Annotated in this window: 22 protein-coding genes and 1 other RNA gene; 17 read left to right on the top strand and 6 right to left on the bottom strand. The window is 66.9% G+C overall.

All coding sequences use genetic code 11. The annotated features are described in order from the left end of the window. Positions 1–31: 31 nt before the first annotated feature. From Q3A80_RS00210 to trxA, 4 genes are all read right to left on the bottom strand, one after another. A complete protein-coding gene (locus tag Q3A80_RS00210; RefSeq protein WP_446327152.1) occupies positions 32–1,588 on the bottom strand; it encodes an MFS transporter in 1,557 nt (518 codons plus the stop codon). Further along, positions 1,585–2,085 carry a MerR family transcriptional regulator gene (locus Q3A80_RS00205; protein WP_446327151.1) on the bottom strand — a complete coding sequence of 167 codons (501 nt, stop codon included), beginning with the start codon at positions 2,083–2,085 and terminating at the stop codon, positions 1,585–1,587. Before Q3A80_RS00205 ends, Q3A80_RS00210 begins: the two co-directional genes overlap by 4 nt. A gap of 127 nt (positions 2,086–2,212) precedes the next feature. Continuing rightward, positions 2,213–3,475: a transcription termination factor Rho gene (gene rho, locus Q3A80_RS00200; RefSeq protein ID WP_006478662.1), complete on the bottom strand. Its 1,263-nt coding sequence runs from the start codon at positions 3,473–3,475 to the stop codon at positions 2,213–2,215. 194 nt (positions 3,476–3,669) lie between these two features. Beyond that, positions 3,670–3,996 carry a thioredoxin TrxA gene (gene trxA, locus Q3A80_RS00195; RefSeq protein ID WP_006402348.1) on the bottom strand — a complete coding sequence of 109 codons (327 nt, stop codon included), beginning with the start codon at positions 3,994–3,996 and terminating at the stop codon, positions 3,670–3,672. Positions 3,997–4,401: 405 nt separating this feature from the next. Here trxA and ffs point away from each other — a divergent pair. The 10 genes from ffs to Q3A80_RS00145 all read left to right on the top strand — a co-directional run bounded on the left by ffs (position 4,402) and on the right by Q3A80_RS00145 (position 14,136). Beyond that, positions 4,402–4,500: signal recognition particle sRNA small type (ffs, locus tag Q3A80_RS00190), an RNA gene on the top strand. Positions 4,501–4,626: 126 nt separating this feature from the next. Continuing rightward, positions 4,627–7,125 carry a DNA polymerase III subunit gamma/tau gene (locus Q3A80_RS00185; RefSeq protein WP_446327150.1) on the top strand — a complete coding sequence of 833 codons (2,499 nt, stop codon included), beginning with the start codon at positions 4,627–4,629 and terminating at the stop codon, positions 7,123–7,125. Between the two features lie 94 nt (positions 7,126–7,219). After that, positions 7,220–7,546 (top strand): YbaB/EbfC family nucleoid-associated protein, encoded by a 327-nt coding sequence (locus tag Q3A80_RS00180; RefSeq protein WP_006755698.1) that lies wholly within the window; start codon positions 7,220–7,222, stop codon positions 7,544–7,546. Between the two features lie 49 nt (positions 7,547–7,595). Next, positions 7,596–8,192: a recombination mediator RecR gene (gene recR / locus Q3A80_RS00175; protein ID WP_014896897.1), complete on the top strand. Its 597-nt coding sequence runs from the start codon at positions 7,596–7,598 to the stop codon at positions 8,190–8,192. 48 nt (positions 8,193–8,240) lie between these two features. Next, positions 8,241–9,446, top strand: a complete 1,206-nt coding sequence (locus Q3A80_RS00170; protein WP_446327149.1) for a CaiB/BaiF CoA transferase family protein — start codon at positions 8,241–8,243, stop codon at positions 9,444–9,446. Positions 9,447–9,666: 220 nt separating this feature from the next. Continuing rightward, the gene (gene surE, locus Q3A80_RS00165; RefSeq protein ID WP_446327148.1) at positions 9,667–10,428 is read left to right on the top strand and encodes a 5'/3'-nucleotidase SurE; all 762 of its coding nucleotides are present in this window, start codon (positions 9,667–9,669) and stop codon (positions 10,426–10,428) included. After that, positions 10,425–11,354 carry a protein-L-isoaspartate(D-aspartate) O-methyltransferase gene (locus Q3A80_RS00160; protein WP_446327147.1) on the top strand — a complete coding sequence of 310 codons (930 nt, stop codon included), beginning with the start codon at positions 10,425–10,427 and terminating at the stop codon, positions 11,352–11,354. Before surE ends, Q3A80_RS00160 begins: the two co-directional genes overlap by 4 nt. Before the next feature lie 5 nt (positions 11,355–11,359). Next, the gene (locus Q3A80_RS00155) at positions 11,360–12,259 is read left to right on the top strand and encodes a peptidoglycan DD-metalloendopeptidase family protein (RefSeq protein WP_446327146.1); all 900 of its coding nucleotides are present in this window, start codon (positions 11,360–11,362) and stop codon (positions 12,257–12,259) included. An 11-nt stretch (positions 12,260–12,270) separates the two neighbouring features. Further along, complete coding sequence (rpoS, locus tag Q3A80_RS00150; RefSeq protein WP_446327145.1) at positions 12,271–13,356, top strand: RNA polymerase sigma factor RpoS; 1,086 nt, start codon at positions 12,271–12,273, stop codon at positions 13,354–13,356. Between the two features lie 3 nt (positions 13,357–13,359). After that, a complete protein-coding gene (locus tag Q3A80_RS00145) occupies positions 13,360–14,136 on the top strand; it encodes a 3'-5' exonuclease (protein ID WP_446327144.1) in 777 nt (258 codons plus the stop codon). A 27-nt stretch (positions 14,137–14,163) separates the two neighbouring features. On the opposite strand, the gene Q3A80_RS00140 is transcribed toward Q3A80_RS00145, so the two are convergent. Then, positions 14,164–15,024 (bottom strand): endonuclease/exonuclease/phosphatase family protein, encoded by an 861-nt coding sequence (locus Q3A80_RS00140; protein ID WP_446327143.1) that lies wholly within the window; start codon positions 15,022–15,024, stop codon positions 14,164–14,166. A gap of 214 nt (positions 15,025–15,238) precedes the next feature. On the opposite strand from Q3A80_RS00140, the gene rlmD reads away from it, so the two are divergent. Further along, the gene (gene rlmD / locus Q3A80_RS00135; RefSeq protein ID WP_446327142.1) at positions 15,239–16,636 is read left to right on the top strand and encodes a 23S rRNA (uracil(1939)-C(5))-methyltransferase RlmD; all 1,398 of its coding nucleotides are present in this window, start codon (positions 15,239–15,241) and stop codon (positions 16,634–16,636) included. 61 nt (positions 16,637–16,697) lie between these two features. Here rlmD and Q3A80_RS00130 read toward each other — a convergent pair whose 3' ends face one another. Next, the gene (locus Q3A80_RS00130) at positions 16,698–17,396 is read right to left on the bottom strand and encodes a Bax inhibitor-1/YccA family protein (protein WP_006761414.1); all 699 of its coding nucleotides are present in this window, start codon (positions 17,394–17,396) and stop codon (positions 16,698–16,700) included. Between the two features lie 250 nt (positions 17,397–17,646). On the opposite strand from Q3A80_RS00130, the gene ndk reads away from it, so the two are divergent. From ndk to Q3A80_RS00100, 6 genes are all read left to right on the top strand, one after another. After that, positions 17,647–18,072, top strand: coding sequence for a nucleoside-diphosphate kinase (gene ndk / locus Q3A80_RS00125; RefSeq protein WP_006478674.1), 426 nt, complete (start codon positions 17,647–17,649; stop codon positions 18,070–18,072). A 55-nt stretch (positions 18,073–18,127) separates the two neighbouring features. After that, positions 18,128–19,267 carry a 23S rRNA (adenine(2503)-C(2))-methyltransferase RlmN gene (gene rlmN, locus Q3A80_RS00120; protein ID WP_446327141.1) on the top strand — a complete coding sequence of 380 codons (1,140 nt, stop codon included), beginning with the start codon at positions 18,128–18,130 and terminating at the stop codon, positions 19,265–19,267. 163 nt (positions 19,268–19,430) lie between these two features. Continuing rightward, on the top strand, positions 19,431–20,459 hold the full coding sequence (locus Q3A80_RS00115; RefSeq protein WP_446327140.1) for a helix-turn-helix domain-containing protein: 1,029 nt from the start codon (positions 19,431–19,433) through the stop codon (positions 20,457–20,459). Between the two features lie 106 nt (positions 20,460–20,565). Then, the gene (gene ispG / locus Q3A80_RS00110; protein ID WP_446327139.1) at positions 20,566–21,870 is read left to right on the top strand and encodes a flavodoxin-dependent (E)-4-hydroxy-3-methylbut-2-enyl-diphosphate synthase; all 1,305 of its coding nucleotides are present in this window, start codon (positions 20,566–20,568) and stop codon (positions 21,868–21,870) included. 21 nt (positions 21,871–21,891) lie between these two features. After that, positions 21,892–23,232 carry a histidine--tRNA ligase gene (hisS, locus tag Q3A80_RS00105; protein ID WP_446327138.1) on the top strand — a complete coding sequence of 447 codons (1,341 nt, stop codon included), beginning with the start codon at positions 21,892–21,894 and terminating at the stop codon, positions 23,230–23,232. Positions 23,233–23,287: 55 nt separating this feature from the next. Then, positions 23,288–23,917, top strand: coding sequence for a tetratricopeptide repeat protein (locus Q3A80_RS00100; RefSeq protein ID WP_446327137.1), 630 nt, complete (start codon positions 23,288–23,290; stop codon positions 23,915–23,917). Positions 23,918–23,942: the final 25 nt, after the last annotated feature.

Below are 23,942 nucleotides of genomic sequence, written 5' to 3'. Positions count from 1 at the left end.
GCGCGGGAAAAACCAAAGCCTGTCTTTTAACTCAATCGATCTCTTTTTGCCATGCCGCGAACAGGCCGCCGACGAGCGCGACGCCCGCGAGGAAGTAGAAACCGTCGAGCGACGCGAGGAACGACGCCTGCTGCGCGACCATCCGCGCAATCGATGCGATCGCGAGGCCGTGCGCTTCGTTCAGCGCATGGCCGGCCGCCGCATAGCTGCGCGTGAGCGTGTCGACGGTCTGCTGGAACAGCGGGTCGAACACGTTCGCGCGTTCGACGAGCCGCGTCTGGTGCACGGCCAGCCGATGCTGCTCGACGATGATCACCGACGACGTCGCGAACGAGATCGTCAGTTGCCGCACGATGTTCTTCAGCCGGTAGCCGTGCGTGTATTCGTCGATCGCGAAGATGCGGAACGTCAGGTTTGCGACCGGCAGCACGATGAACAGCAGCAGCAACCCGCGCAGCAGCAGCGGAACGATCAGCGCGGCCTCGCCGACCTGCGGCGTCATCCGCGTCATCCACAGCGCGGCGACGATCGCGATCGCGAAGCCCGGCACGACGAACCATTTCTTGTGCGTGACGCGCTTCGCATGGCGCAGGTACGCGAACAGCGCAGTGGCCGAAATCAGCGACATCGAGCCGACCAGGCGCCCGGCATTCTCGACCGGATAGCCGAGGCCGCCTTCGAGCAGCCGGGAGGTCAGGTAGCTGAAGCCCGTCGACTCGTAGTAATAGAACATGTACAGCAGCAGCCCGACCTGGAACGTACGCTCGCGAAACGCATGCAGCCGCACGAGCGGCGTCGGGTGGTTCCACTGGTGATACGCGAACCACGCGAGCGCGCCGAGGCCGGCGAACGTCAGCGCGATCAGCATCGGCGAGCCGCTGTAGAGCTGATAGTGCACCTGCTGCAGCACGATCTGCAGCGCGCCTTGCGCGAGCGCGAACACGACGTACGGCCAGAAGTGCCCGGAGCCGCGCGCGTCGTCCGGCGTGCGGCCGGAATCGGGCAGCGTGACGAGCGCGAGGATCGCGAATGCGATGCCCGCGGGCGCCGTGCACGCGAACAGCGCGCGCCACGTCGAATGCGCGACCAGCAGCCCGCCGACGATCGGCGCGAGCGCGCTGCCGAGCAGGATCATGATCAGGAACGCGCGCGTGGCGGGCGGCCGCTCCTGCGGCTTGAAGCTGATCTGGATCAGGATCCGGCATGCGCCCATCATCGGGCCGATAAAGTAACCCTGGAAGCCGCGCGCGAACGCGAGCTCGAGCGACGTGTCGGCGAGCGCGGCCGCGATCGCGCCGAACGAGAACATCAGCATGCAGCCGGCGACGTAGCGGCGATGGCCGAGGCGATCGACCCACCATTGCTGCTGCAGGATGCCGAGCACTGCCGTGACCGCATACGCGCTCGACGACCACACGAGTTCGTCCGGCGACGCGTTGATGCCGCCCGCGATGTAGCTCGCGAAGAACGAGAAGGCCGCGTTGTCGAAGTAGTCGATGCCGGTGACGAGCGCGAGCGCCCACGGGAACAGATCCGCGCGCAGGTTGGCGCGGCTCCACAGCGGCGGGCGGCCGGGCGCGACGTTCATTCGCGATCCTTGCGCGCGCGCCGCCTGCCGGCTTCGGCCTGCCGCTGCGCAATCAGCGCGTCGGCGTTTTCGCCGGCGAGGCGCCGTTCGATGTAGTCGATGTCGTGCTGCAGCTCCTTGCGCAGCGCGACGGCTTCCTTCAGTTCGCGCTGGACGGCCGCGATGCGCCGGTCGAGCGTGTCGATCTGTCCGGCGAGCCCCGTGCGGATGTCGCGCAGCGACGCGTCCGAATACCGCCGCCGGCCGTCGCCCGTTTCCTCGAGCGGGCGCTTGAGCATCTCGGTGATCCCGTGCAGCGAAAAGCCGAGCGCGCGCAACCGCAGGATGCGCGCGAAGCGTTCGAGGTCGGCCTCGTCGTACAGCCGATAGCGGCCGCCGCTGCGCGATGGCGTGACGAGCCCGCGCTCCTCGTAATACTTCAGCGTGCGCGGCGTGACGCCGAGCCGCGACGCGGCGTCGCTCACGGTCAGCAGCGCGGGGGAGGCGTCGTTCGGCATCGGGATGGCGGGGCTTCGGTCGGGACGATGATGCGATTATAGATCAACCTGTACGTTCACGTTCAGGTTGAGGCGGAAAAACGGCCGCCGGGCGAGACGCGCAGGCGGCCGTGCGGTGCGAGGGCGATCAGCCGCCGCGGCGCATCAGGTCGAAGAACTCGGAGTTGCTCTTCGTCTGGCGGATCTTGTCGAGCAGGAATTCCATCGCCTCGACTTCGTCCATGTCGTGGATGAACTTGCGCAGCACCCAGATCTTTTGCAGGATCTCGGGCTTGATCAGCATTTCTTCGCGACGCGTGCCCGACTTGTTCAGGTTGATCGACGGATAGACGCGCTTTTCCGCGAGACGGCGCTCGAGGTGCACTTCCATGTTGCCGGTGCCCTTGAACTCTTCGTAGATCACGTCGTCCATGCGGCTGCCGGTTTCGATCAGCGCGGTGCCGATGATCGTCAGCGAACCGCCTTCCTCGATGTTGCGCGCCGCGCCGAAGAAGCGCTTCGGACGCTGCAGTGCGTTCGCGTCGACACCGCCCGTCAGCACCTTGCCCGACGCCGGGATCACGGTGTTGTACGCACGCGCGAGACGCGTGATCGAGTCGAGCAGGATCACGACGTCGTGCTTCATCTCGACGAGGCGCTTGGCCTTTTCGATCACCATTTCGGCGACCTGCACGTGACGCGTGGCCGGTTCGTCGAACGTCGACGCGATCACTTCGCCGGCGACCGAGCGCTGCATTTCGGTCACTTCTTCAGGGCGTTCGTCGATCAGCAGCACGAACAGGATCACGTCCGGGTGGTTCTGCTTGATCGCGTGCGCGATGTGCTGAAGCATCACGGTCTTGCCGGACTTCGGCGACGCGACCAGCAGGCCGCGCTGGCCCTTGCCGATCGGCGCGATCATGTCGATGATGCGGCCCGTGACGTTTTCTTCGCCGCGCATTTCGCGTTCGAGCGACAGCGGCTTGTTCGGGTGCAGCGGCGTGAGGTTCTCGAACATGATCTTGTGTTTCGAGGCCTCGGGCGGCTGCCCGTTGACTTTGTCGACCTTCACCAGCGCGAAGTAGCGCTCGCCGTCCTTCGGCGTGCGGACTTCACCTTCGATGGTGTCGCCGGTGTGCAGGTTGAAGCGGCGGATCTGCGACGGGCTGATATAGATGTCGTCGGTGCTGGCGAGGTACGACATTTCCGGCGAACGCAGGAAGCCGAAGCCGTCCGGCAGCACTTCGAGCGTGCCGTCGCCGAAGATCGTCTCTCCCGTCTTGGCGCGCTTTTTGAGAATGGCGAACATCAACTCCTGCTTGCGCAGGCGGTTCGCGTTTTCGATCTCCAGGCCATTGGCCATTTCGATCAGTTCGGACACGTGCAGAGACTTGAGCTCGGATAAATGCATACGGAGAACCCGCCAGGGAGGAGAAGCGACGAAAAGAAATAAGGGAGGAGGGCGAGCGGAGGCGCTCTGAGACTTAATGCGTCTTGTAGACGTTTTTTGATTCTAGCATATGCCGATTCGCGCCTGAGCGGCCGATCGGCGGCTGGACGACGGACGTGTTGTCGGTAGACAACACGTCCGCGGAACGGCCGGTATTACAGGTGGCTGTCCAGGAATGCGGTGAGCTGCGACTTCGACAGCGCGCCGACCTTCTGTGCGGCAGCCGCGCCGTTCTTGAACAGGATCAGCGTCGGGATGCCGCGCACGCCGAACTTCGCAGGCGTTGCCTGGTTGTCGTCGACGTTGATCTTCGCGATCTGCAGCTTGTCGCCGTAGTCCTTCGCGACTTCGTCGAGGATCGGGGCGATCATCTTGCACGGGCCGCACCATTCGGCCCAGAAGTCGACGAGCACGGGCTTGTCGGATTTGACGACGTCCTGTTCGAACGATGCGTCGCTGATGTGTTTGATCTGTTCGCTCATTGGGTCAATACCTCTTACGGTTCGGGGACTGCCTGCTTGGCGCGTTGCGGCGTTCCGGCCGCCTGACGGCTGCCGGCCGCTGCGGCAGGTCACTCCGCTCTCCGGAAGGAAGGGCGCAGGCGCTGCATGGCGCGGCTCGCGGGTCGTTCGGGCGTCATATTAGCCTAAATTGCTATCTGCTGCGGGCGGCGATAGTAGCCGCTACGCGAGTAGGGGTACGACGCGCCGTTCGACCCGTTGTGTTTTGAAGGTGGAGGTGCGCGCGCGAATTGCAAGAGCGACGGGGAAGGCAATGCGCATGCATGCCCGCTGTGGGTGCCGACAGGCGCGCCGGTTGGCGCGGCCGTTTGCATTGTTGCGAACAAACGGTCGCATTCGGCAGGAAGCGGTGATAGAATACGCCGTGACGGGCCTCCTCGCATGGTGGGGCGGTGAACCTGGTCAGGTCGGGAACGAAGCAGCCACAATCGTTTTCCGCCAGTGCCGAGGGTCGGGCTCGTCACCTTCCTCTCGCCCCGTTCGCCGGGCGTTTTTTATTTCCGCGTCATTCTCCGTTTTGCCCGCGCTTTGCCCGCATTCCGCACTGCTTCGCGTGTCGGCGCGACGCGGCGTTACTGATACAATTTCCCGATGACCTATCAAGTTCTCGCACGCAAGTGGCGTCCGAAGGATTTCGCTTCGCTCGTCGGCCAGGAGCACGTCGTCAGGGCGCTCACGCATGCGCTCGACGGCGGGCGTCTCCATCACGCCTATCTGTTTACCGGAACCCGCGGCGTCGGCAAGACGACGCTGTCGCGGATCTTCGCGAAGGCGCTCAACTGTGAAACCGGCGTCACGTCGCAGCCGTGCGGCGTATGCCGCGCGTGCCGCGAGATCGACGAAGGCCGCTTCGTCGACTACGTCGAAATGGATGCCGCGAGCAACCGCGGCGTCGACGAGATGGCCGCGCTGCTCGAGCGCGCGGTGTACGCGCCCGTCGATGCGCGCTTCAAGGTCTACATGATCGACGAAGTGCACATGCTGACGAACCACGCGTTCAACGCGATGCTGAAGACGCTCGAGGAGCCGCCGCCGCACGTCAAGTTCATCCTCGCGACCACCGATCCGCAGAAGATCCCGGTCACCGTGCTGTCGCGCTGCCTGCAGTTCAACCTGAAGCAGATGCCGGCCGGGCACATCGTGTCGCATCTCGAACGGATCCTCGGCGAAGAGCAGATCTCGTTCGAGCAGCAGGCGCTGCGCCTGCTCGCGCGTGCCGCGCAGGGCAGCATGCGCGACGCGCTGTCGCTGACCGATCAGGCGATCGCCTATTCGGCGAACGAAGTGACCGAAGCGGCGGTGTCGGGCATGCTCGGCGCGCTCGACCAGACCTACATGGTGCGCCTGCTCGACGCGCTCGCGGCCGGCAACGGTCCGGAAATCCTCGCGATCGCGGATGAAATGTCGCTGCGCAGCCTGTCCTTTTCCACCGCGCTGCAGGATCTCGCGAGCCTGCTGCACCGGATCGCGTGGGCACAGTTCGCGCCGGGCTCGGTCCTCGACGAATGGCCGGAGGCAGCCGACCTGCGCCGCTTCGCGGAGACGCTGAGTCCCGAGCAGGTTCAGCTGTTCTATCAGATCGCGACGGTCGGGCGGGCGGAGCTCGGTCTCGCGCCGGACGAATACGCGGGCTTCACGATGACGTTGCTGCGGATGCTCGCGTTCGAGCCGGCCGTCGGCGCAGGCAGCGCAACGGGCGGCCAGCCGGCCACACCGCGTGCCGTGCCGGCATCTGCGCCGCGGGCGCAGGCCGCTGCTGCGCCGGCTGCGGCGCCGCGGCCTTCGGTGCCGGCATCGGCACAGGCATCTGCCGGTGCTGCACGCCCGCAAGCAGCGGCGCCTGCTGCACGTCCGGCACCGGCTCAGTCCGGCGATGCGGCGATTGCGCCCATGGTGAAGCCGGCTTCGGCCCCTGCATCTGCATCGGCTCAGGCATCGGCACTGACTCCGGCATCTGCATCGGCTCAGGCATCGGCACTGACTCCGGCATCTGCATCGGCTCAGGCGTCGATTCCGGCTCCGACATCAGCCCCGACATCGACTGCCGCCGCAGCTCCGACTTCGGCATCCGCCGACGCGCCGGTCGCCCCGCAGCGGCCAGCGAGCCCGGCACCTGAGACGACACGGGCAGCCGACGCGCGACCGGCTGCCCGCAACGAACCTGAACCGCCTGCCGTCGCGAAGCGCGACGACGAACCTGCGGCGCCTGCCGAACCGGAGTCGGCGCCGCGTGCTGCCGCACCGGCCGAGCCGGCCGCGCGTCCGTCGGCCCGCGGCGGTGCCGCGGCCGCGCTCGACGTGCTGCGCAATGCCGGCATGCGCGTGTCGTCCGACCGCTCGCGGGCGGGCGCGGCGCCGAAGCCGGCCGCCCAGCCGGCCGTCGAGAAACCGGCGCCAGCGCGCCCCACCGTCCAGGTGCCGACGCCGCGCGCGGCTGCCCGCGCGCCGCAGGCTGCCGACACGCGCCAGGCGCCGCCGCCGTGGGAAGACATCCCGCCGGACGAATACGTACCGCTCAGCGCCGACGAGATGTTCGGCGGCGCAGCCGACGACGGCTTCGTCCCGGTGTTCGACAGCGGCCCCGACGATGTGCGCATCGCGCCGAAGCCGGCGGAGGCCCGCGCGTCCGCGCCGGTCGACACCCGCCCGCTGCCGCCCGCGATCGCGCTCGACCCGATCGGCTTCGACGGCGAATGGCCGGCGCTGGCCGCGCGGCTGCCGCTGAAGGGCGTCGCGTATCAGCTCGCGTTCAACAGCGAACTGACGGCAGTCGACGCGACGACGCTGCAATTGTCCGTGCCGGTGCCGCAGTATGCGGACGCCGCGCAGGTCGCGAAGCTGAAGGCCGCGCTGGCCGACGCGCTCGGCAAGCCGGTCGAGGTCGCGGTCGAGGTCGGGCCGGCGCGGCGCACCGCGGCCGCGCTCGACGCGGCCGCACGCGCGGCACGCCAGCGCGAGGCCGAGCAGGACATCCACGGCGATCCGTTCGTCCAGCAACTCGTGCGCGACTTCGGCGCGCGCATCGTCGAAGGCTCGGTGCGGCCGCTCGCCGATTCGGCGCCGGACGGCACGCCGCCGACGCTGCATTGAACGAATCGCATGGCGACAGGCACAATCACGCCCCGCACACATTGACCGGCACGCGCCGCATGCCGGTTTTCACACGATCAGAAGGAGTATTCCCATGTTGAAAGGCAACCTCGCCGGACTGATGAAGCAAGCGCAGCAAATGCAGGAAAACATGAAGAAGATGCAGGAGCAGCTTGCGCAGATCGAAGTCGAAGGGCAGTCGGGTGCCGGCCTCGTCAAGGTGACGATGACCTGCCGCAACGAAGTGCGCCGCGTGGCGATCGACCCGAGCCTGCTCGCGGACGACAAGGACATGCTCGAGGATCTGGTCGCCGCCGCGTTCAACGACGCCGTGCGCAAGGCCGAAGCGACGTCGCAGGAAAAGATGAGCGGCATGACGTCGGGCCTGCCGCTGCCGCCGGGCTTCAAGCTGCCGTTCTGAGCGCAGCGTCCGTTCAGCCCGATCAGCCCGTTCAGCTTTCAACCGCCGTATGAAACAGCCGTCCGCCCTGTCCGCGCTCGTCGAAGCGCTGCGCGTATTGCCCGGCGTCGGACCGAAATCCGCGCAGCGCATGGCGTACCACCTGATGCAGCACGATCGGGAGGGCGCGGAGCGGCTCGGCCGGTCGCTGCTGTTTGCGACCGAGCACCTGCAGCACTGCGAGAAGTGCAACACGTTCACCGAAGCGCAGATCTGCGAGGTATGCAGCGACGAGGAGCGTGATCCGACGCTGCTGTGCGTCGTCGAGACGCCGGCCGACCAGATCATGCTCGAGCAGACGATGACGTACCGCGGGCTGTATTTCGTGCTGATGGGGCGGCTGAGCCCGCTCGACGGAATCGGCCCGAAGGAAATCCATTTCGACCGCCTCGTGCGGCGCGCGTCCGACGGGATCGTCAAGGAGGTCGTGCTCGCGACCAACTTCACGAACGAGGGCGAAGCCACCGCGCACTACCTCGGCCAGACGCTGAAGGCGCGCGGGCTCGCGGTCACGCGCCTCGCGCGCGGCGTGCCGGTGGGCGGCGAACTCGAATACGTCGACGCGGGCACCATCGCCCGCGCGATGCTCGACCGCCGCACGATGTAAGCCGGGCGCCGCCGGCCGGCGGCGCCGTTCCTCATGCCAGGGAGACACATGAGCACCAGCCAGGGCCCGCTCGCGGGCGTCAAAGTGCTCGAATTCGGGACGCTGATCGCGGGGCCGTTCGCGTCGCGCCTCTTTGCCGAATTCGGCGCGGAAGTGATCAAGATCGAGGATCCGAACGGCGGCGACCCGCTGCGCAAATGGCGCAAGCTGTACCCGGAGCAGGGCGGCACGTCGCTGTGGTGGTCGGTGCAGGCTCGCAACAAGAAATCGGTCACGCTCAACCTGAAATCCGATGCCGGCAAGACCATCGCGCGGCAGCTCGCGCGCGAGGCCGACATCGTGATTGAAAACTTCCGTCCCGGCCTGCTCGAAAAGCTCGGCCTCGGCTACGACGTCCTGTCGGCCGACAACCGCGGTCTCGTGATGGTCCGCCTGTCCGGCTATGGGCAGACGGGCCCGTACCGCGACCGGCCCGGCTTCGGCGCGATCGCCGAATCGATGGGCGGACTGCGCCACATCACCGGCTATCCCGATCTGCCGCCGCCGCGCATCGGCATCTCGATCGGCGATTCGATCGCTGCGCTGCATGGCGTGATCGGCGCGATGATGGCGCTTCATCACCGCAACGTGAACGGCGGCGCGGGGCAGGTGGTCGACGTTGCACTGTATGAAGCGGTGTTCAACATGATGGAAAGCGTGGTGCCCGAATACGGCGTCTACGGGATGGTGCGCGAGCGCACCGGCGCGTCGCTGCCGGGCATCGTGCCGTCGAACACCTACGCGTGCCGCGACGGCAGCATCGTGATCGGCGGCAACAGCGATCCGATCTTCAAGCGGCTGATGAAGGCGATCGAGCGCGACGATCTCGCCGACGACCCGGCACTCGCACGCAACGACGGCCGCGTGCCGCGCACGCAGGAGATCGACGACGCGATCGCCGCGTGGCTCGCGCCGCGCACGATCGACGACGCGCTGGCCGTGCTCAACGCGGCCGACGTGCCGGCCGGTCGCATCTACAGCGCCGCCGACATGTTCACCGATCCGCAGTTCGTCGCGCGGCAGATGATCCAGCGTTTCAAGCTGCCGGACGGCACCGAGATTCCGCTGCCGAACATCACGCCCAAGCTGTCCGACACGCCGGGCGAAACGCGCTGGCTCGGGCCGGAACTCGGCGAACATACGGACGAGGTGCTGCGCGGCCTCGGCTACGACGCGCACGCGATCGCCGCGCTGCGCGAGACCGGCGCGATCTGAGCGCGGCGCTCCGGCGCGTCGCGTCGGTTCCGCGGAACCGACGTCCGCGCAGGCGCGTCGTTTCGCGCGAACGTCCGGGACGCGACACAGCGTTTTCCCGGGCGCCCGGAATGCCGCCGCGCAATGCGGCGGCGCACCGTGCAGGACACGTACGCACGCGCTCGTGCGCAGCCGCCGGACTGTCGCTCTCGCGCCATCTTTCCTCGGTTACAATCGCCGGATGCGAATCCTACTCAGCAACGACGACGGCTATCTCGCCCCCGGTCTCGCCGCGCTCAGCGACGCGCTGCAGCCGCTTGCCGAACTCACGGTGATCGCGCCCGAGCAGAACTGCAGCGGCGCATCGAATTCCCTCACGCTGTCGCGTCCGCTGTCGGTGCAGCGCGCGGCGAATACGGGTTTCTTCTACGTGAACGGCACGCCGACCGATTCGGTGCACGTCGCGTTGACGGGGATGGCCGACGAGCGGCCCGACCTCGTCGTGTCCGGCATCAACAACGGCCAGAACATGGGCGAAGACACGCTCTATTCGGGGACAGTTGCAGCCGCGACCGAAGGCATCATGTTCGGCGTGCCGGCCATCGCGTTCTCGCTCGCCGACAAGGGCTGGGCTCATCTGGCGGACGCCGCGCGCGTCGCCGCCGAAATCGTCGAGCACTACCTCGCGCATCCGCTGCCGGGGCAGCCGCTGCTGAACGTCAACATTCCGAATCTGCCGTACGACCAGCTGAACGGCTGGAAGGTCACGCGCCTCGGCAAGCGCCATCCGTCGCAGCCGGTGATTCGCCAGACCGACCCGCGCGGCGAGCCGGTCTACTGGATCGGCGCCGCGGGTGCGGCGCTGGACGCGAGCGAGGGCACGGATTTCCATGCCGTCGCAAACGGTTTCGTGTCGATCACGCCGCTGCAACTCGATCTCACGCATACGCAAATGCTGCCTGCGATGCGCGAATGGGCGCGTGCCGGAGGGCGGGCCTCATGAGCGGCGAGCGCGCGAAGCGGTTTCCGCTCGCGCTCGAAGATCTCAAGCGAGCGCCACGCAAATCGGACGGCCGGGCCGGCGAGCGTCACGCGACGAGCGCGATGCCGAAGCCGATCGACAAGCCCGTTGCCGTGTTGAAGCCGGTGGCGGCGAAGTCCGGCGTCGCGCGCGCGCTGCCCGGCACGGCCGCCGCGAAGCCGGCGAGCGCGCCGAAGCCGACCGTGCTGAAGCCCGCGATGCCGAAGCCGGCCGCGCCGAGCGTCGCACCGGCCGGCGCGTTCGCGCTGACTTCGGAACGCGTGCGCGAGCGCATGGTCGAACGCCTGCGCGCGAACGGCGTGACTGACGCGCGCGTGCTGGATGCGATGGCCGCGGTGCCGCGCCACATGTTCGTGGATCCGGGGCTCGCGACGCAGGCCTACGAGGATTCCGCGTTGCCGATCGGCCACCAGCAAACGATTTCAAAGCCGTCGGTCGTCGCGCGCATGATCGAGCTCGCGATGGCCGGCCGCACGCTCGAGCGCGTGCTCGAGATCGGCACCGGTTGCGGCTACCAGGCCGCCGTGCTGAGCCACGTGGCACGCGACGTGTATTCGATTGAACGCATCAAGCCGCTCTACGAGCGCGCGAAGCTGAACCTGCGGCCGTTGCGCGTGCCGAACATCCGTCTGCACTACGGCGACGGGCGGGTCGGCCTGCCGTCCGCGGCGCCGTTCGACGCGATCGTGATCGCGGCCGCGGGGCTCGACGTGCCGCAGGCGCTGCTCGAGCAGCTCGCGATCGGCGGGCGCCTCGTCGCGCCGGTCGGCGGGCAGAGCGGGCAGCCGCAGGTGCTCACGCTCGTCGAGCGCGTCGCGCACGCGCAGTGGCGAGAGTCCCGGCTTGATCGCGTTTTCTTTGTCCCTTTAAAATCCGGAGTGATTTGAAACCGATGAGTATGTTGCGCGCGATGCAAAACAACCGAACCAGGGAACCGCTCACGTTCGCCCAGCGCGCGATCTGTGTGGCTGCGTTCTCCACGCTGCTGGCCGCCTGTGCGACGCGGCTCGACAACGCGCCCGTCGTCGACCGCTCCGGATCGCTCGGCACGACCGCTGCCGCTCAGCCGGCCGTGCCGCTCGGCCCGCCGCCGCCCGGCTTTTACCGTGTGAAACCAGGCGACACGCTGTACCGGATTGCACTCGAGAACGGGCAGAACTATCGCGATATCGCCGCGTGGAACAACCTGGCGAACCCGAACCAGATCGAAGTCGACCAGCTGCTGCGCGTCGCGCCGCCGGGTGGCGCCGCGGTTGCCGGCACGCCGGCTGCCGCGCCGATCGGCGGCGCAGCCGTCGCGACCGCGCCGCTTAGCAGCGGTCCTGCAGCCCCGGCCGCCGGGTCGCCAGCCGCCGGGTCTTCCTCGGCGATCACGCCGCCGCCGGCCGCTGCCGCATCGAGCGACACGACAGCAGCGCCGAGCGGCCCCGTGACGTTCGCATGGCCCGTTCGCGGTCCGGTGCTGAACGGTTTCGACGATGCGAAGAACAAGGGCGTCAATATCGGCGGCACGTCCGGCGAGGCGGTGAAGGCGGCGGCCGACGGCCGCGTCGTCTACTCGGGCAACGGGCTGCGCGGCTACGGCAACCTCATTATCATCAAACACGATGCAACTTACCTCACCGCGTATGCACACAATCGCGCTTTGATGGTAAAAGAGGGGGACGCGGTAACGAAGGGGCAGAAGATCGCCGAGATGGGTAATAGCGACGCCGACCGCGTGATGCTGCATTTCGAGGTTCGCCGACAGGGTAAACCTGTCGATCCGCTGAAGTATTTGCCGCCTCAATAACCGAGACGACCATGCCGAAATCGAAGCGCCACGAGCCGCAAGCCGAGTCTGAGAAGATCAGTCGTGCCACGCAAGCATCGGTGGAGCGAGCTGGCGCTTCGACGGACGACGAAGACGACGTCGCGGAAAACGAACGTGATCTCGAGGCACGCGACGCCGAAGCGGACGGCGAGGACGAGCACGAAGGCCGCGCCGAAGCCGCGCCCGACGTCGACGATTTCCGCGCATTGCTACAGGCCGAACTCACGGCCGACACGATCCAGCATTACCTGAATCGCATCAGCGTGAAGCCGCTGCTCACCGTCGAGGAAGAGCAGCGCTATTCGCGTCTTGCGAAGGCCGGCGAATTCGAGGCGCGGCAGGTGATGATCGAGCGCAACCTGCGTCTCGTCGTCAGTATCGCGAAAGGCTATCTGAACCGCGGCGTGCCGCTGCTCGACCTGATCGAGGAAGGCAATCTCGGCCTGATGCACGCGATCGAGAAATTCGATCCGACGCGCGGCTTTCGCTTCTCGACCTATGCGACGTGGTGGATCCGGCAGAGCATCGAGCGCGCGATCATGAACCAGGCGCGCACTGTGCGTCTGCCGGTGCACGTGATCCGCGAACTGAACCAGGTGCTGCGCGCGAAGCGCCACCTCGAAAAGAATTCGATGTCGACGGGCGAGGCGGCCGAGCGCCGCGAAGCCAGCATCGACGACATCGCCTATCTCACCGGCAAGACCGCCGAGGAAGTCACCGACATTCTCGCGCTCAACGAACACACCGCGTCGCTCGACGCGCCGCTCGATCTCGATCCCGCGAGCAGCCTGCTCGACCTGCTGCCCGACGACCAGAGCCAGTCGCCCGATGCCGAAGTCCAGCACCGAGAACTCGAGACGCTCACGCGCGCGTGGCTGTCGCGGCTGTCCGACAAGCACCGGCACGTGATCGAGCGCCGCTTCGGCCTGAACCACATCGAACCGGCCACGCTCGAGGAGCTGGCCGACGAGATGGGGCTCACGCGCGAACGCGTGCGGCAGATCCAGCAGGAAGCGCTGGTGCGCCTCAAGCGGTTCTTCGCCTCCAACGGCGTGCGCAAGGACGCCGTTCTGTAACTGATGACACCGATTCTCGTTTTTGACATCGAGACCATTCCCGATGTCGACGGCATTCGCCGTCTGGAAGACCTGCCCGCGACGCTCGACGATGCCGCGGTGGCCGAACATGCATTCGCCGCGCGCCGCGAGAAGACCGGCAGCGACTTCCTGCCGCATCACCTGCAGCGCATCGCGGCGATCTCGTGCGTGTTCCGCGACAACAACGGTTTTCGCGTGCGCTCGCTCGGCACGCCGCAGGACAACGAGGCCGCGCTGATCCAGTCGTTCTACCGCGTGATCGAGAAATACACGCCGCAGCTCGTGTCCTGGAACGGCGGCGGCTTCGATCTGCCGGTGCTCCATTACCGCGCGCTCGTGCACGGGATTCCCGCGACCCGCTACTGGGATCTCGGCGAGGACGACCGCGACTTCAAGTGGAACAACTACATTTCGCGCTATCACTCGCGGCACACCGACCTGATGGACGTGCTCGCGATGTATCAGGCGCGTGCGAACGCGCCGCTCGACGCGCTTGCAAAGCTGTGCGGCTTTCCGGGCAAGCTCGGGATGGACGGCAGCCAGGTGTGGCCCGCGTTCCAGGACGGGCGCATCGACGAAATCCGCAACTACTGCGAAACCGACGTCGTCAACACGTACCTGCTGTATTGCCGGTTCCAGCTGATGCGCGGCGGCCTGACGCCGAGCGAATACGCGGACGAAATCCTGCTCGTGAAGAACGCGCTCGCGCAGGAACCCGCGTCGCACTGGGCCGAATACCTGGCCGGCTTCGACGCGTGAGCCCGGCGGCCCGCGTCGCGGCCGCACTCAATCGCAATCGAGTTCGAGGATGACCGGCTGGTGATCCGACGCGCGCACGTTGCCGTCGATCTCGCAGCGCGTGACGCGCGGCAGCAGCGTATCGGTCACGAACACGAAATCGCACGCGAGCGGGCCGTCCGACCATTGCACGGTATCGTAGACGCCGGCTGTCGGCGGCGGCGTGCGGCCCGCGTGCCGGGCGACCCATGCATCGACGAACGGCGGCGCATCGGCGATCGGCTCAAGCAGCCGCCGGTACGCATCGCTGCCGAACGCGCTGTTGAAATCGCCGCAGATGATCGCATCGCGCGGCTGGCCGGTTGCGGTGAACGGCCCGGTCGCATTCTCGGCCGGAGCGGGCTGGGTGGCGTGCGCGCAGGCTTCGCGGTGCCGGTCGCGCAGCGCATCGACCTGCGCGAGTCGCTGGCGCGCCGAATAGAATTCGAGGTGTGTCGCGACGACGCGGATCGGGCCCGACGGCGTCACCAGCTCGGCCTCGACCGCGACGCGCGGCATCGACGGCGCAGCGGCGTCCGCCGGCCACGGCAGCAGCTGGCGCAGCACGCGCGCGACCGGCAACCGGGTCGCGATCGCGTTGCCGAACTGCCGGCGCGGTGCGCCCGGGTCGAGCGCCGGGAGGTCGGCACCGATCGCATCGACGATCGTATAGCCGGGCAGCAACGCCGCCAGTTCGGCGAACTGGTCTGGGCCCGGGTGGCCGGGCAGCGCGCCGAAGCCGCGCGTGACTTCCTGCATGCACAGCACGTCGAAGTCGCCGAGCAGGCGGGCGGCAGCGATCGTGCGCGCGAGGTCGACGACACCGTCTGCATCCCGACCCCATTGAATGTTCCAGTCGATCAGTCGCATGGTCGAATCTCCTGTGATTCGTGCCGGCGCGCACAACGCGTGCCTCCCGGCCGGCCGCGCGCGGCACGTTGGCGGGGCGCCGGTCCGCGGACCATTCTCGCGCGGCGCAGCGCGCCATGCGCATCTGCATCGATACTCGCGCGACGAAAGCGGGCGACGCGGGCTGTCGTCGTCTACAATCTCGCCTTCTTCAACGTTTTGTCAGGAAAAGCTGGTGTCCGAAGCCGTCCCCACTTCTGCGCGCAAATCGAAAAATGCGCCCGTCGCGCCCGGGCCTGCCCCGGTTCTCGAGATCGAATCGCTCGACATGGAAGCGCGCGGTGTCGGCCGCACGGCGACCGAGGACGGCACGCCCGGCAAGGTGATCTTCGTCGAGGGCGCGCTGCCCGGCGAGCGCGTGACCTACTCGAGCTACCGCCGCAAGCCGAGCTACGAGCAGGCGACCGTCGTCGACATTCTGCGCCCGAGCGTGATGCGCACGCAGCCGAAATGCACGTTCTTCGGCACCTGCGGCGGCTGCTCGATGCAGCACCTCGACATGCGCGCACAGGTGGCGATCAAGCAGCGCGTGCTGGAGGACAACCTGTGGCACCTGTCGAAGCTGCGCGCCGAGACGATGTACGCGCCGATCCACGGTCCGTCGTGGGGTTATCGCTACCGCGCGCGGCTGACCGTGCGCAACGTCGCGAAGAAGGGCGGCGTGCTGGTCGGGTTCCACGAAAGGAAGAGCAGCTACGTCGCCGACATGACGAGCTGCGAAGTGCTGCCGCCGCACGTGTCGGCGATGCTGGTACCGCTGCGCCGGCTGGTCGAGGGGCTGTCGATCCGCGACCGGATGCCGCAGATCGAGCTCGCGGTCGGCTCGACGGTCACGGCGCTGGTGCTGCGCGTGCTGGAACCGATCAATGCGGACGACGAAGCGCTGCTGCGCGCGTTCGCGGACGAGCACAACGTGCAGTTCTGGCTGCAGCCGAAGGGGCCGGACACGGTGACGCCGTTTTATCCGCTCGACGTGTCGCTCGACTACACGCTGCCGGAGTTCGGCATCCGCATGCCGTTCAAGCCGACCGACTTCACGCAGGTCAACCATCAGATCAACCGCGTGCTGGTGGGCCGCGCGCTGCGCCTGCTCGCGCCGTCGCGCGACGATCGCGTGCTCGACCTGTTCTGCGGGATCGGCAACTTCACGCTGCCGCTCGCGCGCCTGTCGCGCGAGGTGATGGGCATCGAAGGCAGCGACACGCTGACGACACGCGCGCTCGCGAATGCGCGCGAGAACGGCGTGGACGGCCACACGACGTTCGCGTGCCGCAACCTGTTCGAAGTGACGGGCGACGATCTCCGCGCGCTCGGCGCATTCGACAAGTTCCTGATCGACCCGCCGCGCGAAGGCGCGCTGGCGGTGTCGAAGGCGCTGGCCGAAATCGCGCAGAGCGGCGAAGGCCCGCTGCCGAAGCGGATCGTCTACGTGTCGTGCAACCCGTCTACGCTCGCGCGCGACGCGGGACTGCTCGTGCACGAAGCAGGCTACCGGCTGAAGGGCGCCGGCGTCGTGAACATGTTCCCGAATACGTCGCACGTCGAGTCGATCGCGCTGTTCGAGCGGGACTGAGCGGGCGGCGGACGTAAAAAAACCGGCCCGAGGGCCGGTTTTTTCATCGATGCGGCGAACGTCAGTTGCGGTTGCCGCCGAAGATGCCGAGCAGCGCGAGCAGGTTCGTGAACACGTTGTACAGGTCGAGGTAGATCGCGAGCGTGGCCGAGATGTAGTTGGTCTCGCCGCCGTTCACGACGCGCTGCACGTCGAACAGCATGTAGGCGGAGAAGATCGCGATCGCGAGCACCGACACGGTGAGCATCAACGCCGGCAGCTGCAGGAAGATGTTCGCGACCGAAGCGAGCAGGATCACGATCACGCCCATGAACAGCCACTTGCCGAGCCCCGAGAAATCGCGCTTGCTGACGGTGGCGATCGTCGCCATCGCGGCGAAGATGATGCCCGTGCCGCCGAACGCGAGCATGATCAGCGACGGGCCGTTCGAGAAGCCGAGGATGAAGCTCAGCAGGCGCGACAGCATCAGGCCCATGAAGAACGTGAAGCCGAGCAGCACGAACACGCCGGCCGCGCTGTTTTTCGTCCGCTCGATCGCGAACATGAAGCCGAACGCGATCGCGAAGAACGCGAGCAGGCTCATCATCGGGCTCGTGGCCGCGAACAGCGAGAAGCCCGTCGCGACGCCGACCCATGCGCCCAGCACCGTCGGCACCATCGACAGCGCGAGCAGCCAGTACGTGTTCCGCAGCACGCGATTGCGAACCTCCGCGGTGCTGACGGAGCCGCCGCGGCCGAAATTGTACGGATAGTCGTTCATGGTTTCTCCTAACATTGAACGCATGGGCGTCCGGGGCCGGTTCGGCGCGCGCGGTGTGCGGCGCAGCAAACCGGAGCAGCTATGGCTAAGATACGTTCCGCGCCGCTTGGTTTCAATGGCCGGGCGGCGCAAAAACATATGGATTCGGAACCTTTCACATGTGTAAGGGTTCAATCGCAATGATACACGGGATCGTGCTACAATAGCGGATTCATTTGAACCTGTAACTTCTTAATTTCTTGGAGTTTTTATGGCAATCGAGCGCACCCTGTCGATCATCAAGCCGGATGCGGTGGCAAAGAACGTGATCGGCCAGATCTACAGCCGTTTCGAAGGCGCCGGCCTGAAGATCGTCGCATCGCGCATGGCACACCTGTCGCGTGCGGACGCTGAGAAGTTCTACGCAGTTCACGCAGCACGTCCGTTCTTCAAGGATCTCGTCGATTTCATGATCTCGGGTCCGGTGATGATCCAGGTTCTGGAAGGTGAAGGCGCGATCCTGAAGAACCGCGACCTGATGGGCGCGACGGATCCGAAGAAGGCGGAAAAGGGCACGATCCGCGCCGACTTCGCCGACAGCATCGACGCGAATGCCGTGCACGGCTCGGACGCTGCCGAAACGGCTGCGGTCGAAATCGCGTTCTTCTTCCCGGAAATGAACGTCTACTCGCGCTAAGCCCCGGCTGGCAACAAGTAGGCAGGATTCAGCGCACGCGGCAAGGCAGCACATCATGACGAGCGAAACTTCCGTCAATCTTCTCGACTTCGATGCCGAGGGTCTTGTCGCGTACTGCGGCAGCCTCGGCGAGAAGCCGTTCCGCGCCAAGCAGTTGCAGCGCTGGATCCACCAGTACAACGCCGGCGATTTCGACGGCATGACCGATCTCGCGAAGTCCCTGAGAGAAAAGCTCAAGGGCCGCGCATCGATCGTGATGCCCGACATCGTCAGCGATCACGTTTCCACCGACGGCACGCGCAAGTGGCTGATCGACGTCGGAAACGGCAATGCGGTCGAAACCGTGTTCATCCCGGAAGAGACGCGCGGCACGCTGTGCGTGTCGTCGCAGGCCGGGTGCGCGGTCAACTGCCGCTTCTGCTCGACGGGCAAGCAGGGGTTCTCTCGCAACCTGTCGACAGCCGAAATCATCGGCCAGCTGCGGATGGCCGAGTTTGCACTGCGTGCGTCGCTCGGCCGCGCGCCCGGCCCGAACGGCAAGGCCGAACGGGTCGTCACCAACGTGGTGATGATGGGCATGGGCGAGCCGCTGTTGAATTACAACGCGGTCGTGCCCGCGATGCGGCTGATGCTCGACGACAACGCATACGGCCTGTCGCGCCGCCGCGTCACGTTGTCGACGTCCGGCGTGGTGCCGATGATGGACCGTCTCGGCGCCGAACTGCCGGTCGCGCTCGCCGTGTCGCTGCACGCGCCGAACGATGCGCTGCGCGACGAGTTGGTGCCGCTCAACAAGAAGCATCCGCTTCGCGAACTGATGGCCGCGTGCCAGCGCTATCTGAAAGTCGCGCCGCGCGATTTCATCACTTTCGAATACTGCATGCTCGACGGCGTCAACGACACCGAAGCGCATGCGCGCGAACTGCTGGCCGTCACGCGTGACGTGCCGTGCAAGTTCAATCTGATTCCGTTCAATCCGTTTCCGGAGTCGGGCCTCATCCGCTCGAAGCCGGAGCAGATCAAGCGTTTTGCACAGATTCTCATCGACGCGGGTGTCGTCACGACCGTGCGCAAGACGCGCGGCGACGACATCGACGCCGCATGCGGCCAGCTGGCCGGCGCGGTGAAGGACCGCACGCGCCTGGCGGAGCGGACGGGCGCAGCAGCAAAGATCATCGAAGTCCGGGCGATTTGACGGGGCGGCCTGTGGCCGCGGATGTCCGGACTTTTTGGCGGTACAACACGCGAATAGCGATCGGTCGCGGCGCCTCGGCGCCGCGCATGGTATGGACAGTTGCGGGTGCGGCCGGCGGGAGCCGGCGGCGCCCCAGTGAAGAAGAATCGACGCGAGGACAAGGATGAGTGAGCCGCAGCCGACCAACGGCGCAGAGACGAATGCCGCGCAGCCGGCACCGGCGGGACTGGAAACGCTGGCGGCCGTCGGCAGCCGGCTGGCGCAACTCCGGGAAGCGAAGGGCTGGACGGTCGACGACGTGTCGGCGCGCCTCAAGGTCGCCCCGCAGAAGCTGCGCGCGCTCGAGGCGGGCGACATCAGCCATCTGCCCGGCGTGACGTTCGCGCTCGGCGTCGTGCGCAGCTACGCGAAGATGCTCGGCGTCGATCCGGAACCGTTCGCGCAGGCATTGCGCCGCGAGCGCGGCGTGCCGGAAGTCGACCTGTCGATGCCCGCTTCGTCGGGGACGGATCTGCCGCGCGGCCGCGTGTCGATTCCGCTCGGCGGTTCGTCGGGTCATCATCCGTGGCTGTGGGGGACGGCGATCGTCGTCGTCGCGGTGATCGCGGTACTCATGTGGCACACTGGCGGCGATTCGTCGAGCTGGCTCGCGCGCTTCAAGGGCGGCGACGCCGGGCATGCGTCCGCGGCGAGCGCGCCGGCGGCGTCCACCGTCGACGAGGCGGCCGCGGCCGGCGCGTCGACGGCAGCCGGCAACATCGCGCCCGCGCAGGTTGCGGCGTCTGCCGCGGCGCCGCAGACGGTCGCGTCGGCAGCGCCGGCGCCGGTCGCAGCTTCGGCGACGGCCCAGGTCGCCGCGGCGCCCGCATCGCAGCCGGTCGTCGCCGCTGCGGCGGCGAGCGCGGCCGCGCCGGCCCAGCCCGCGAGCGTCGTGGTCGCGGCAGGCCAGTCGATGGTCGAACTGAAGGTCAAGCAGGATTGCTGGTTCAGCGTGCGCGACAAGAACGGCAAGGAGCTGTTCTCGGCGCTGGTGCGGGCCGGCGAGACGAAGCAGGTCGCGGGCGACGGGCCGTTCAAGGTCACGATCGGCAACAAGGCCGGCCTCGATACGGTCGCGTTCGACGGAAAACCCGTCGATCCGGCAAAATATTCGGCAGCGCGGGGTAACGTGGCGCGGTTCACGTTGCCCTGACGTCAAGCGCCGTGGCGAAGGCCTGTCCTCGACAGGCCGCGAGGGCACGGCGCTTTTTCAATTCATGCGCCGCCTCGCGGCGCATTCCGCGTAAATGGATCTATCGATGCAATCCGAAGCTCAATCCCCACGCAGCAGTCAGATTTGTTCAACCGAGCCGGTGTTCGGCGGGCATCAGCCGCGTCGCGTGTCGCATGCGGTGGATGTTCGTTGGGGCGGGCAGCTCGTGACGATCGGCGGCGATGCGCCGGTGCGCGTGCAGTCGATGACGAATACCGACACGGCCGATGCGATCGGCACGGCGATCCAGATCAAGGAACTCGCGAACGCGGGCTCCGAACTGGTGCGCATCACGGTCAACACGCCGGAGGCGGCGGCGGCCGTGCCGGCGATCCGCGAACAGCTCGACCGGATGGGCGTGACCGTTCCGCTCGTCGGCGATTTCCACTACAACGGCCACCTGCTGCTGCGCGATTATCCGGGCTGCGCGGAATCGCTGTCGAAGTACCGGATCAACCCGGGCAACGTCGGCCAGGGCGCGAAGCGCGACACGCAGTTCGCGCAGATGATCGAAGCCGCCGCGAAGTACGACAAGCCGGTGCGGATCGGCGTGAACTGGGGCAGCCTCGACCAGGACCTGCTCGCGCGGATGATGGACGAGAACGGCGCGCGTGCGCAGCCGTGGGATGCGCAGAGCGTGATGTACGAGGCGCTGATCCAGTCGGCGATCGGCTCGGCCGAGCGCGCGGTCGAACTGGGCCTCGGCCGCGACCGCATCGTGCTGTCGTGCAAGGTCAGCGGCGTGCAGGACCTGATCGCCGTGTATCGCGAGCTCGGCCGCCGTTGCGGCTTCGCGCTGCACCTCGGTCTGACCGAGGCCGGCATGGGCTCGAAGGGCATCGTCGCGTCGACGGCCGCGCTCGGCGTGCTGCTGCAGGAAGGGATCGGCGACACGATCCGCATCTCGCTGACGCCGGAACCGGGCGCATCGCGCACCGGCGAGGTGATCGTCGGCCAGGAAATCCTGCAGACGATGGGCCTGCGCTCGTTCGCACCGATGGTAATCGCGTGCCCGGGCTGCGGCCGCACGACGAGCACGCTGTTCCAGGAACTCGCGATGCAGATCCAGACCTACCTGCGCGAGCAGATGCCGGTCTGGCGCAAGGAGTATCCGGGCGTCGAGAAGATGAACGTCGCGGTGATGGGTTGCATCGTCAACGGTCCGGGCGAATCGAAGCACGCGAACATCGGCATCAGCCTGCCGGGTTCGGGCGAGAACCCGGCCGCGCCCGTCTTCATCGACGGCGAGAAGGTCAAGACGCTGCGCGGCGAGCGGATCGCCGAGGAATTCCAGCAGATCGTCAGCGACTACGTCGCACGCAACTACGGCCGCGCAGCGGCCCTGAACTAAATTCGTCCACACACACGAACGATGACTGAACAGAAACGCAAGATCGAGAAACTCACCGGCGTCAAGGGCATGAACGACATCCTTCCGCAGGATGCCGGCCTGTGGGAGTTTTTCGAAGCGACCGTGAAATCGCTGCTGCGCGCGTACGGCTACCAGAACATCCGCACGCCGATCGTCGAACACACGCAACTGTTCACGCGCGGCATCGGCGAAGTCACCGACATCGTCGAGAAGGAGATGTACAGCTTCACTGACGCGCTGAACGGCGAGAACCTGACGATGCGCCCGGAGAACACCGCGGCCGTCGTGCGCGCGGCGATCGAGCACAACATGCTGTACGACGGCCCGAAGCGCCTGTGGTACATCGGCCCGATGTTCCGTCACGAGCGTCCGCAGCGCGGCCGCTACCGCCAGTTCCACCAGGTCGGCGTCGAGGCGCTCGGCTTCGCGGGCCCGGATGCGGATGCCGAGATCATCATGATGTGCCAGCGCCTGTGGGACGACCTCGGGCTGACCGGCATCAAGCTCGAGATCAACTCGCTCGGCCTCGCCGAAGAGCGCGCCGCGCATCGCGTCGAGCTGATCAAGTACCTCGAGCAGTTCGCCGACGTGCTCGACGAGGACGCGAAGCGCCGGCTGTATACGAACCCGCTGCGCGTGCTCGACACGAAGAACCCGGCGCTGCAGGAAATCGCGCAGAACGCGCCGAAGCTGATCGACTTCCTCGGCGACGAATCGCGTGCGCACTTCGAAGGGCTGCAGCGCCTGCTGCTCGCGAACAACATTCCGTTCAAGATCAACCCGCGTCTCGTGCGCGGCCTCGACTACTACAACCTGACCGTGTTCGAGTGGGTGACCGACAAGCTCGGCGCGCAGGGCACGGTCGCGGCCGGCGGCCGCTACGACCCGCTGATCGAGCAGCTCGGCGGCAAGCCGACCGCCGCGTGCGGCTGGGCGATGGGCATCGAGCGCATTCTCGAACTGCTGAAGGAAGAGGATCTCGCGCCGGAGCAGGAAGGTGTCGACGTGTACGTCGTGCACCAGGGCGAGACGGCGCGCGAACAGGCGTTCATCGCGGCCGAGCGTCTGCGCGACACGGGCCTGGACGTGATTTTCCACTGCAGCGCCGACGGCGCGCCGGCAAGCTTCAAGTCGCAGATGAAGCGCGCCGATGCGAGCGGTGCCGCGTTCGCGGTGATCTTCGGCGAGGAAGAGGTCGCGAACGGCACGGTGGGCGTGAAAGCGCTGCGCGGTGCGGGCCAGGAAGGGGAAAAGAACGTTCAGCAGACCGTACCGGTCGAAAGCTTGACCGAATTCCTAATCAATGCGATGGTTGCATCCGCCGAAGACGGCGACGACTGATCGCGCTGGCATTCGCTCGACAAGAAAAGCCTGAAAAGGAAGGAATCGCTCGCCGATGAGTTATCACGACGAACAAGAATCGATTGAAAGTCTGAAGGCGTGGTGGGCCCGCTGGGGCAATCTCACCACGTGGATCGTGCTCGCGGCGCTCGTCGTCGCGGCCGGTTTCAACGGCTGGAATTACTGGCAGCGCCGTCAGGCCGCCGAGGCATCCGGGCTGTACGAACAGGTCCTGAAGGCCGCCGCCGCGAACGACAAGGCGACGATGGCCCGCGCGGCCGCCGACATGGAAGACAAGTTCGCCCGCACGCCGTATGCGCAGATGACGGCGCTCGCAGCCGCGAAGACGTTGTACGCGGCCGGCGACGCGGCCGGCGCGAAGGCGCAGCTGCAATGGGCGGTCGACCATGCGAAGGACGACGAGTACAAGCAGATCGCGAAGCTGCGCCTCGCATCGCTGCTGCTCGACGAGAAGGCGTACGACGCGGGCCTCGCGCTGCTGTCCGGCACGCCGGTCGATGCATTCAAGGGCCTCGTGGCCGATCGCCGCGGCGATCTGCTTGCCGCGCAAGGCAAGACCGACGATGCGCGCGCCTCGTACAAGCTCGCACTCGACGGCCTGTCGCAGGACGACCAGTCCGCGCGTCAGCTCGTGCAATTCAAGCTCGACGCGCTCGGCGGCTGAGTCCGGCCCCCTCAACCTCTTAACT

This window comes from Burkholderia sp. SR8, from assembly GCF_052851275.1.
The sequence above is the reverse complement of the archived record's forward strand: the minus strand, read 5'-3'. Positions and strand labels throughout refer to the sequence as shown.

What these genes read in the sequence shown, in the direction of transcription:
- Q3A80_RS00210 (WP_446327152.1), bottom strand. Translation starts at nt 1,588, where the DNA reads ATGAACGTCGCGCCCGGCCGCCCGCCGCTGTGGAGCCGCGCCAACCTG.
- Q3A80_RS00205 (WP_446327151.1), bottom strand. Translation starts at nt 2,085, where the DNA reads ATGCCGAACGACGCCTCCCCCGCGCTGCTGACCGTGAGCGACGCCGCG.
- rho (WP_006478662.1), bottom strand. Translation starts at nt 3,475, where the DNA reads ATGCATTTATCCGAGCTCAAGTCTCTGCACGTGTCCGAACTGATCGAA.
- trxA (WP_006402348.1), bottom strand. Translation starts at nt 3,996, where the DNA reads ATGAGCGAACAGATCAAACACATCAGCGACGCATCGTTCGAACAGGAC.
- Q3A80_RS00185 (WP_446327150.1), top strand. Translation starts at nt 4,627, where the DNA reads ATGACCTATCAAGTTCTCGCACGCAAGTGGCGTCCGAAGGATTTCGCT.
- Q3A80_RS00180 (WP_006755698.1), top strand. Translation starts at nt 7,220, where the DNA reads ATGTTGAAAGGCAACCTCGCCGGACTGATGAAGCAAGCGCAGCAAATG.
- recR (WP_014896897.1), top strand. Translation starts at nt 7,596, where the DNA reads ATGAAACAGCCGTCCGCCCTGTCCGCGCTCGTCGAAGCGCTGCGCGTA.
- Q3A80_RS00170 (WP_446327149.1), top strand. Translation starts at nt 8,241, where the DNA reads ATGAGCACCAGCCAGGGCCCGCTCGCGGGCGTCAAAGTGCTCGAATTC.
- surE (WP_446327148.1), top strand. Translation starts at nt 9,667, where the DNA reads ATGCGAATCCTACTCAGCAACGACGACGGCTATCTCGCCCCCGGTCTC.
- Q3A80_RS00160 (WP_446327147.1), top strand. Translation starts at nt 10,425, where the DNA reads ATGAGCGGCGAGCGCGCGAAGCGGTTTCCGCTCGCGCTCGAAGATCTC.
- Q3A80_RS00155 (WP_446327146.1), top strand. Translation starts at nt 11,360, where the DNA reads ATGAGTATGTTGCGCGCGATGCAAAACAACCGAACCAGGGAACCGCTC.
- rpoS (WP_446327145.1), top strand. Translation starts at nt 12,271, where the DNA reads ATGCCGAAATCGAAGCGCCACGAGCCGCAAGCCGAGTCTGAGAAGATC.
- Q3A80_RS00145 (WP_446327144.1), top strand. Translation starts at nt 13,360, where the DNA reads ATGACACCGATTCTCGTTTTTGACATCGAGACCATTCCCGATGTCGAC.
- Q3A80_RS00140 (WP_446327143.1), bottom strand. Translation starts at nt 15,024, where the DNA reads ATGCGACTGATCGACTGGAACATTCAATGGGGTCGGGATGCAGACGGT.
- Q3A80_RS00130 (WP_006761414.1), bottom strand. Translation starts at nt 17,396, where the DNA reads ATGAACGACTATCCGTACAATTTCGGCCGCGGCGGCTCCGTCAGCACC.
- ndk (WP_006478674.1), top strand. Translation starts at nt 17,647, where the DNA reads ATGGCAATCGAGCGCACCCTGTCGATCATCAAGCCGGATGCGGTGGCA.
- rlmN (WP_446327141.1), top strand. Translation starts at nt 18,128, where the DNA reads ATGACGAGCGAAACTTCCGTCAATCTTCTCGACTTCGATGCCGAGGGT.
- Q3A80_RS00115 (WP_446327140.1), top strand. Translation starts at nt 19,431, where the DNA reads ATGAGTGAGCCGCAGCCGACCAACGGCGCAGAGACGAATGCCGCGCAG.
- ispG (WP_446327139.1), top strand. Translation starts at nt 20,566, where the DNA reads ATGCAATCCGAAGCTCAATCCCCACGCAGCAGTCAGATTTGTTCAACC.
- hisS (WP_446327138.1), top strand. Translation starts at nt 21,892, where the DNA reads ATGACTGAACAGAAACGCAAGATCGAGAAACTCACCGGCGTCAAGGGC.
- Q3A80_RS00100 (WP_446327137.1), top strand. Translation starts at nt 23,288, where the DNA reads ATGAGTTATCACGACGAACAAGAATCGATTGAAAGTCTGAAGGCGTGG.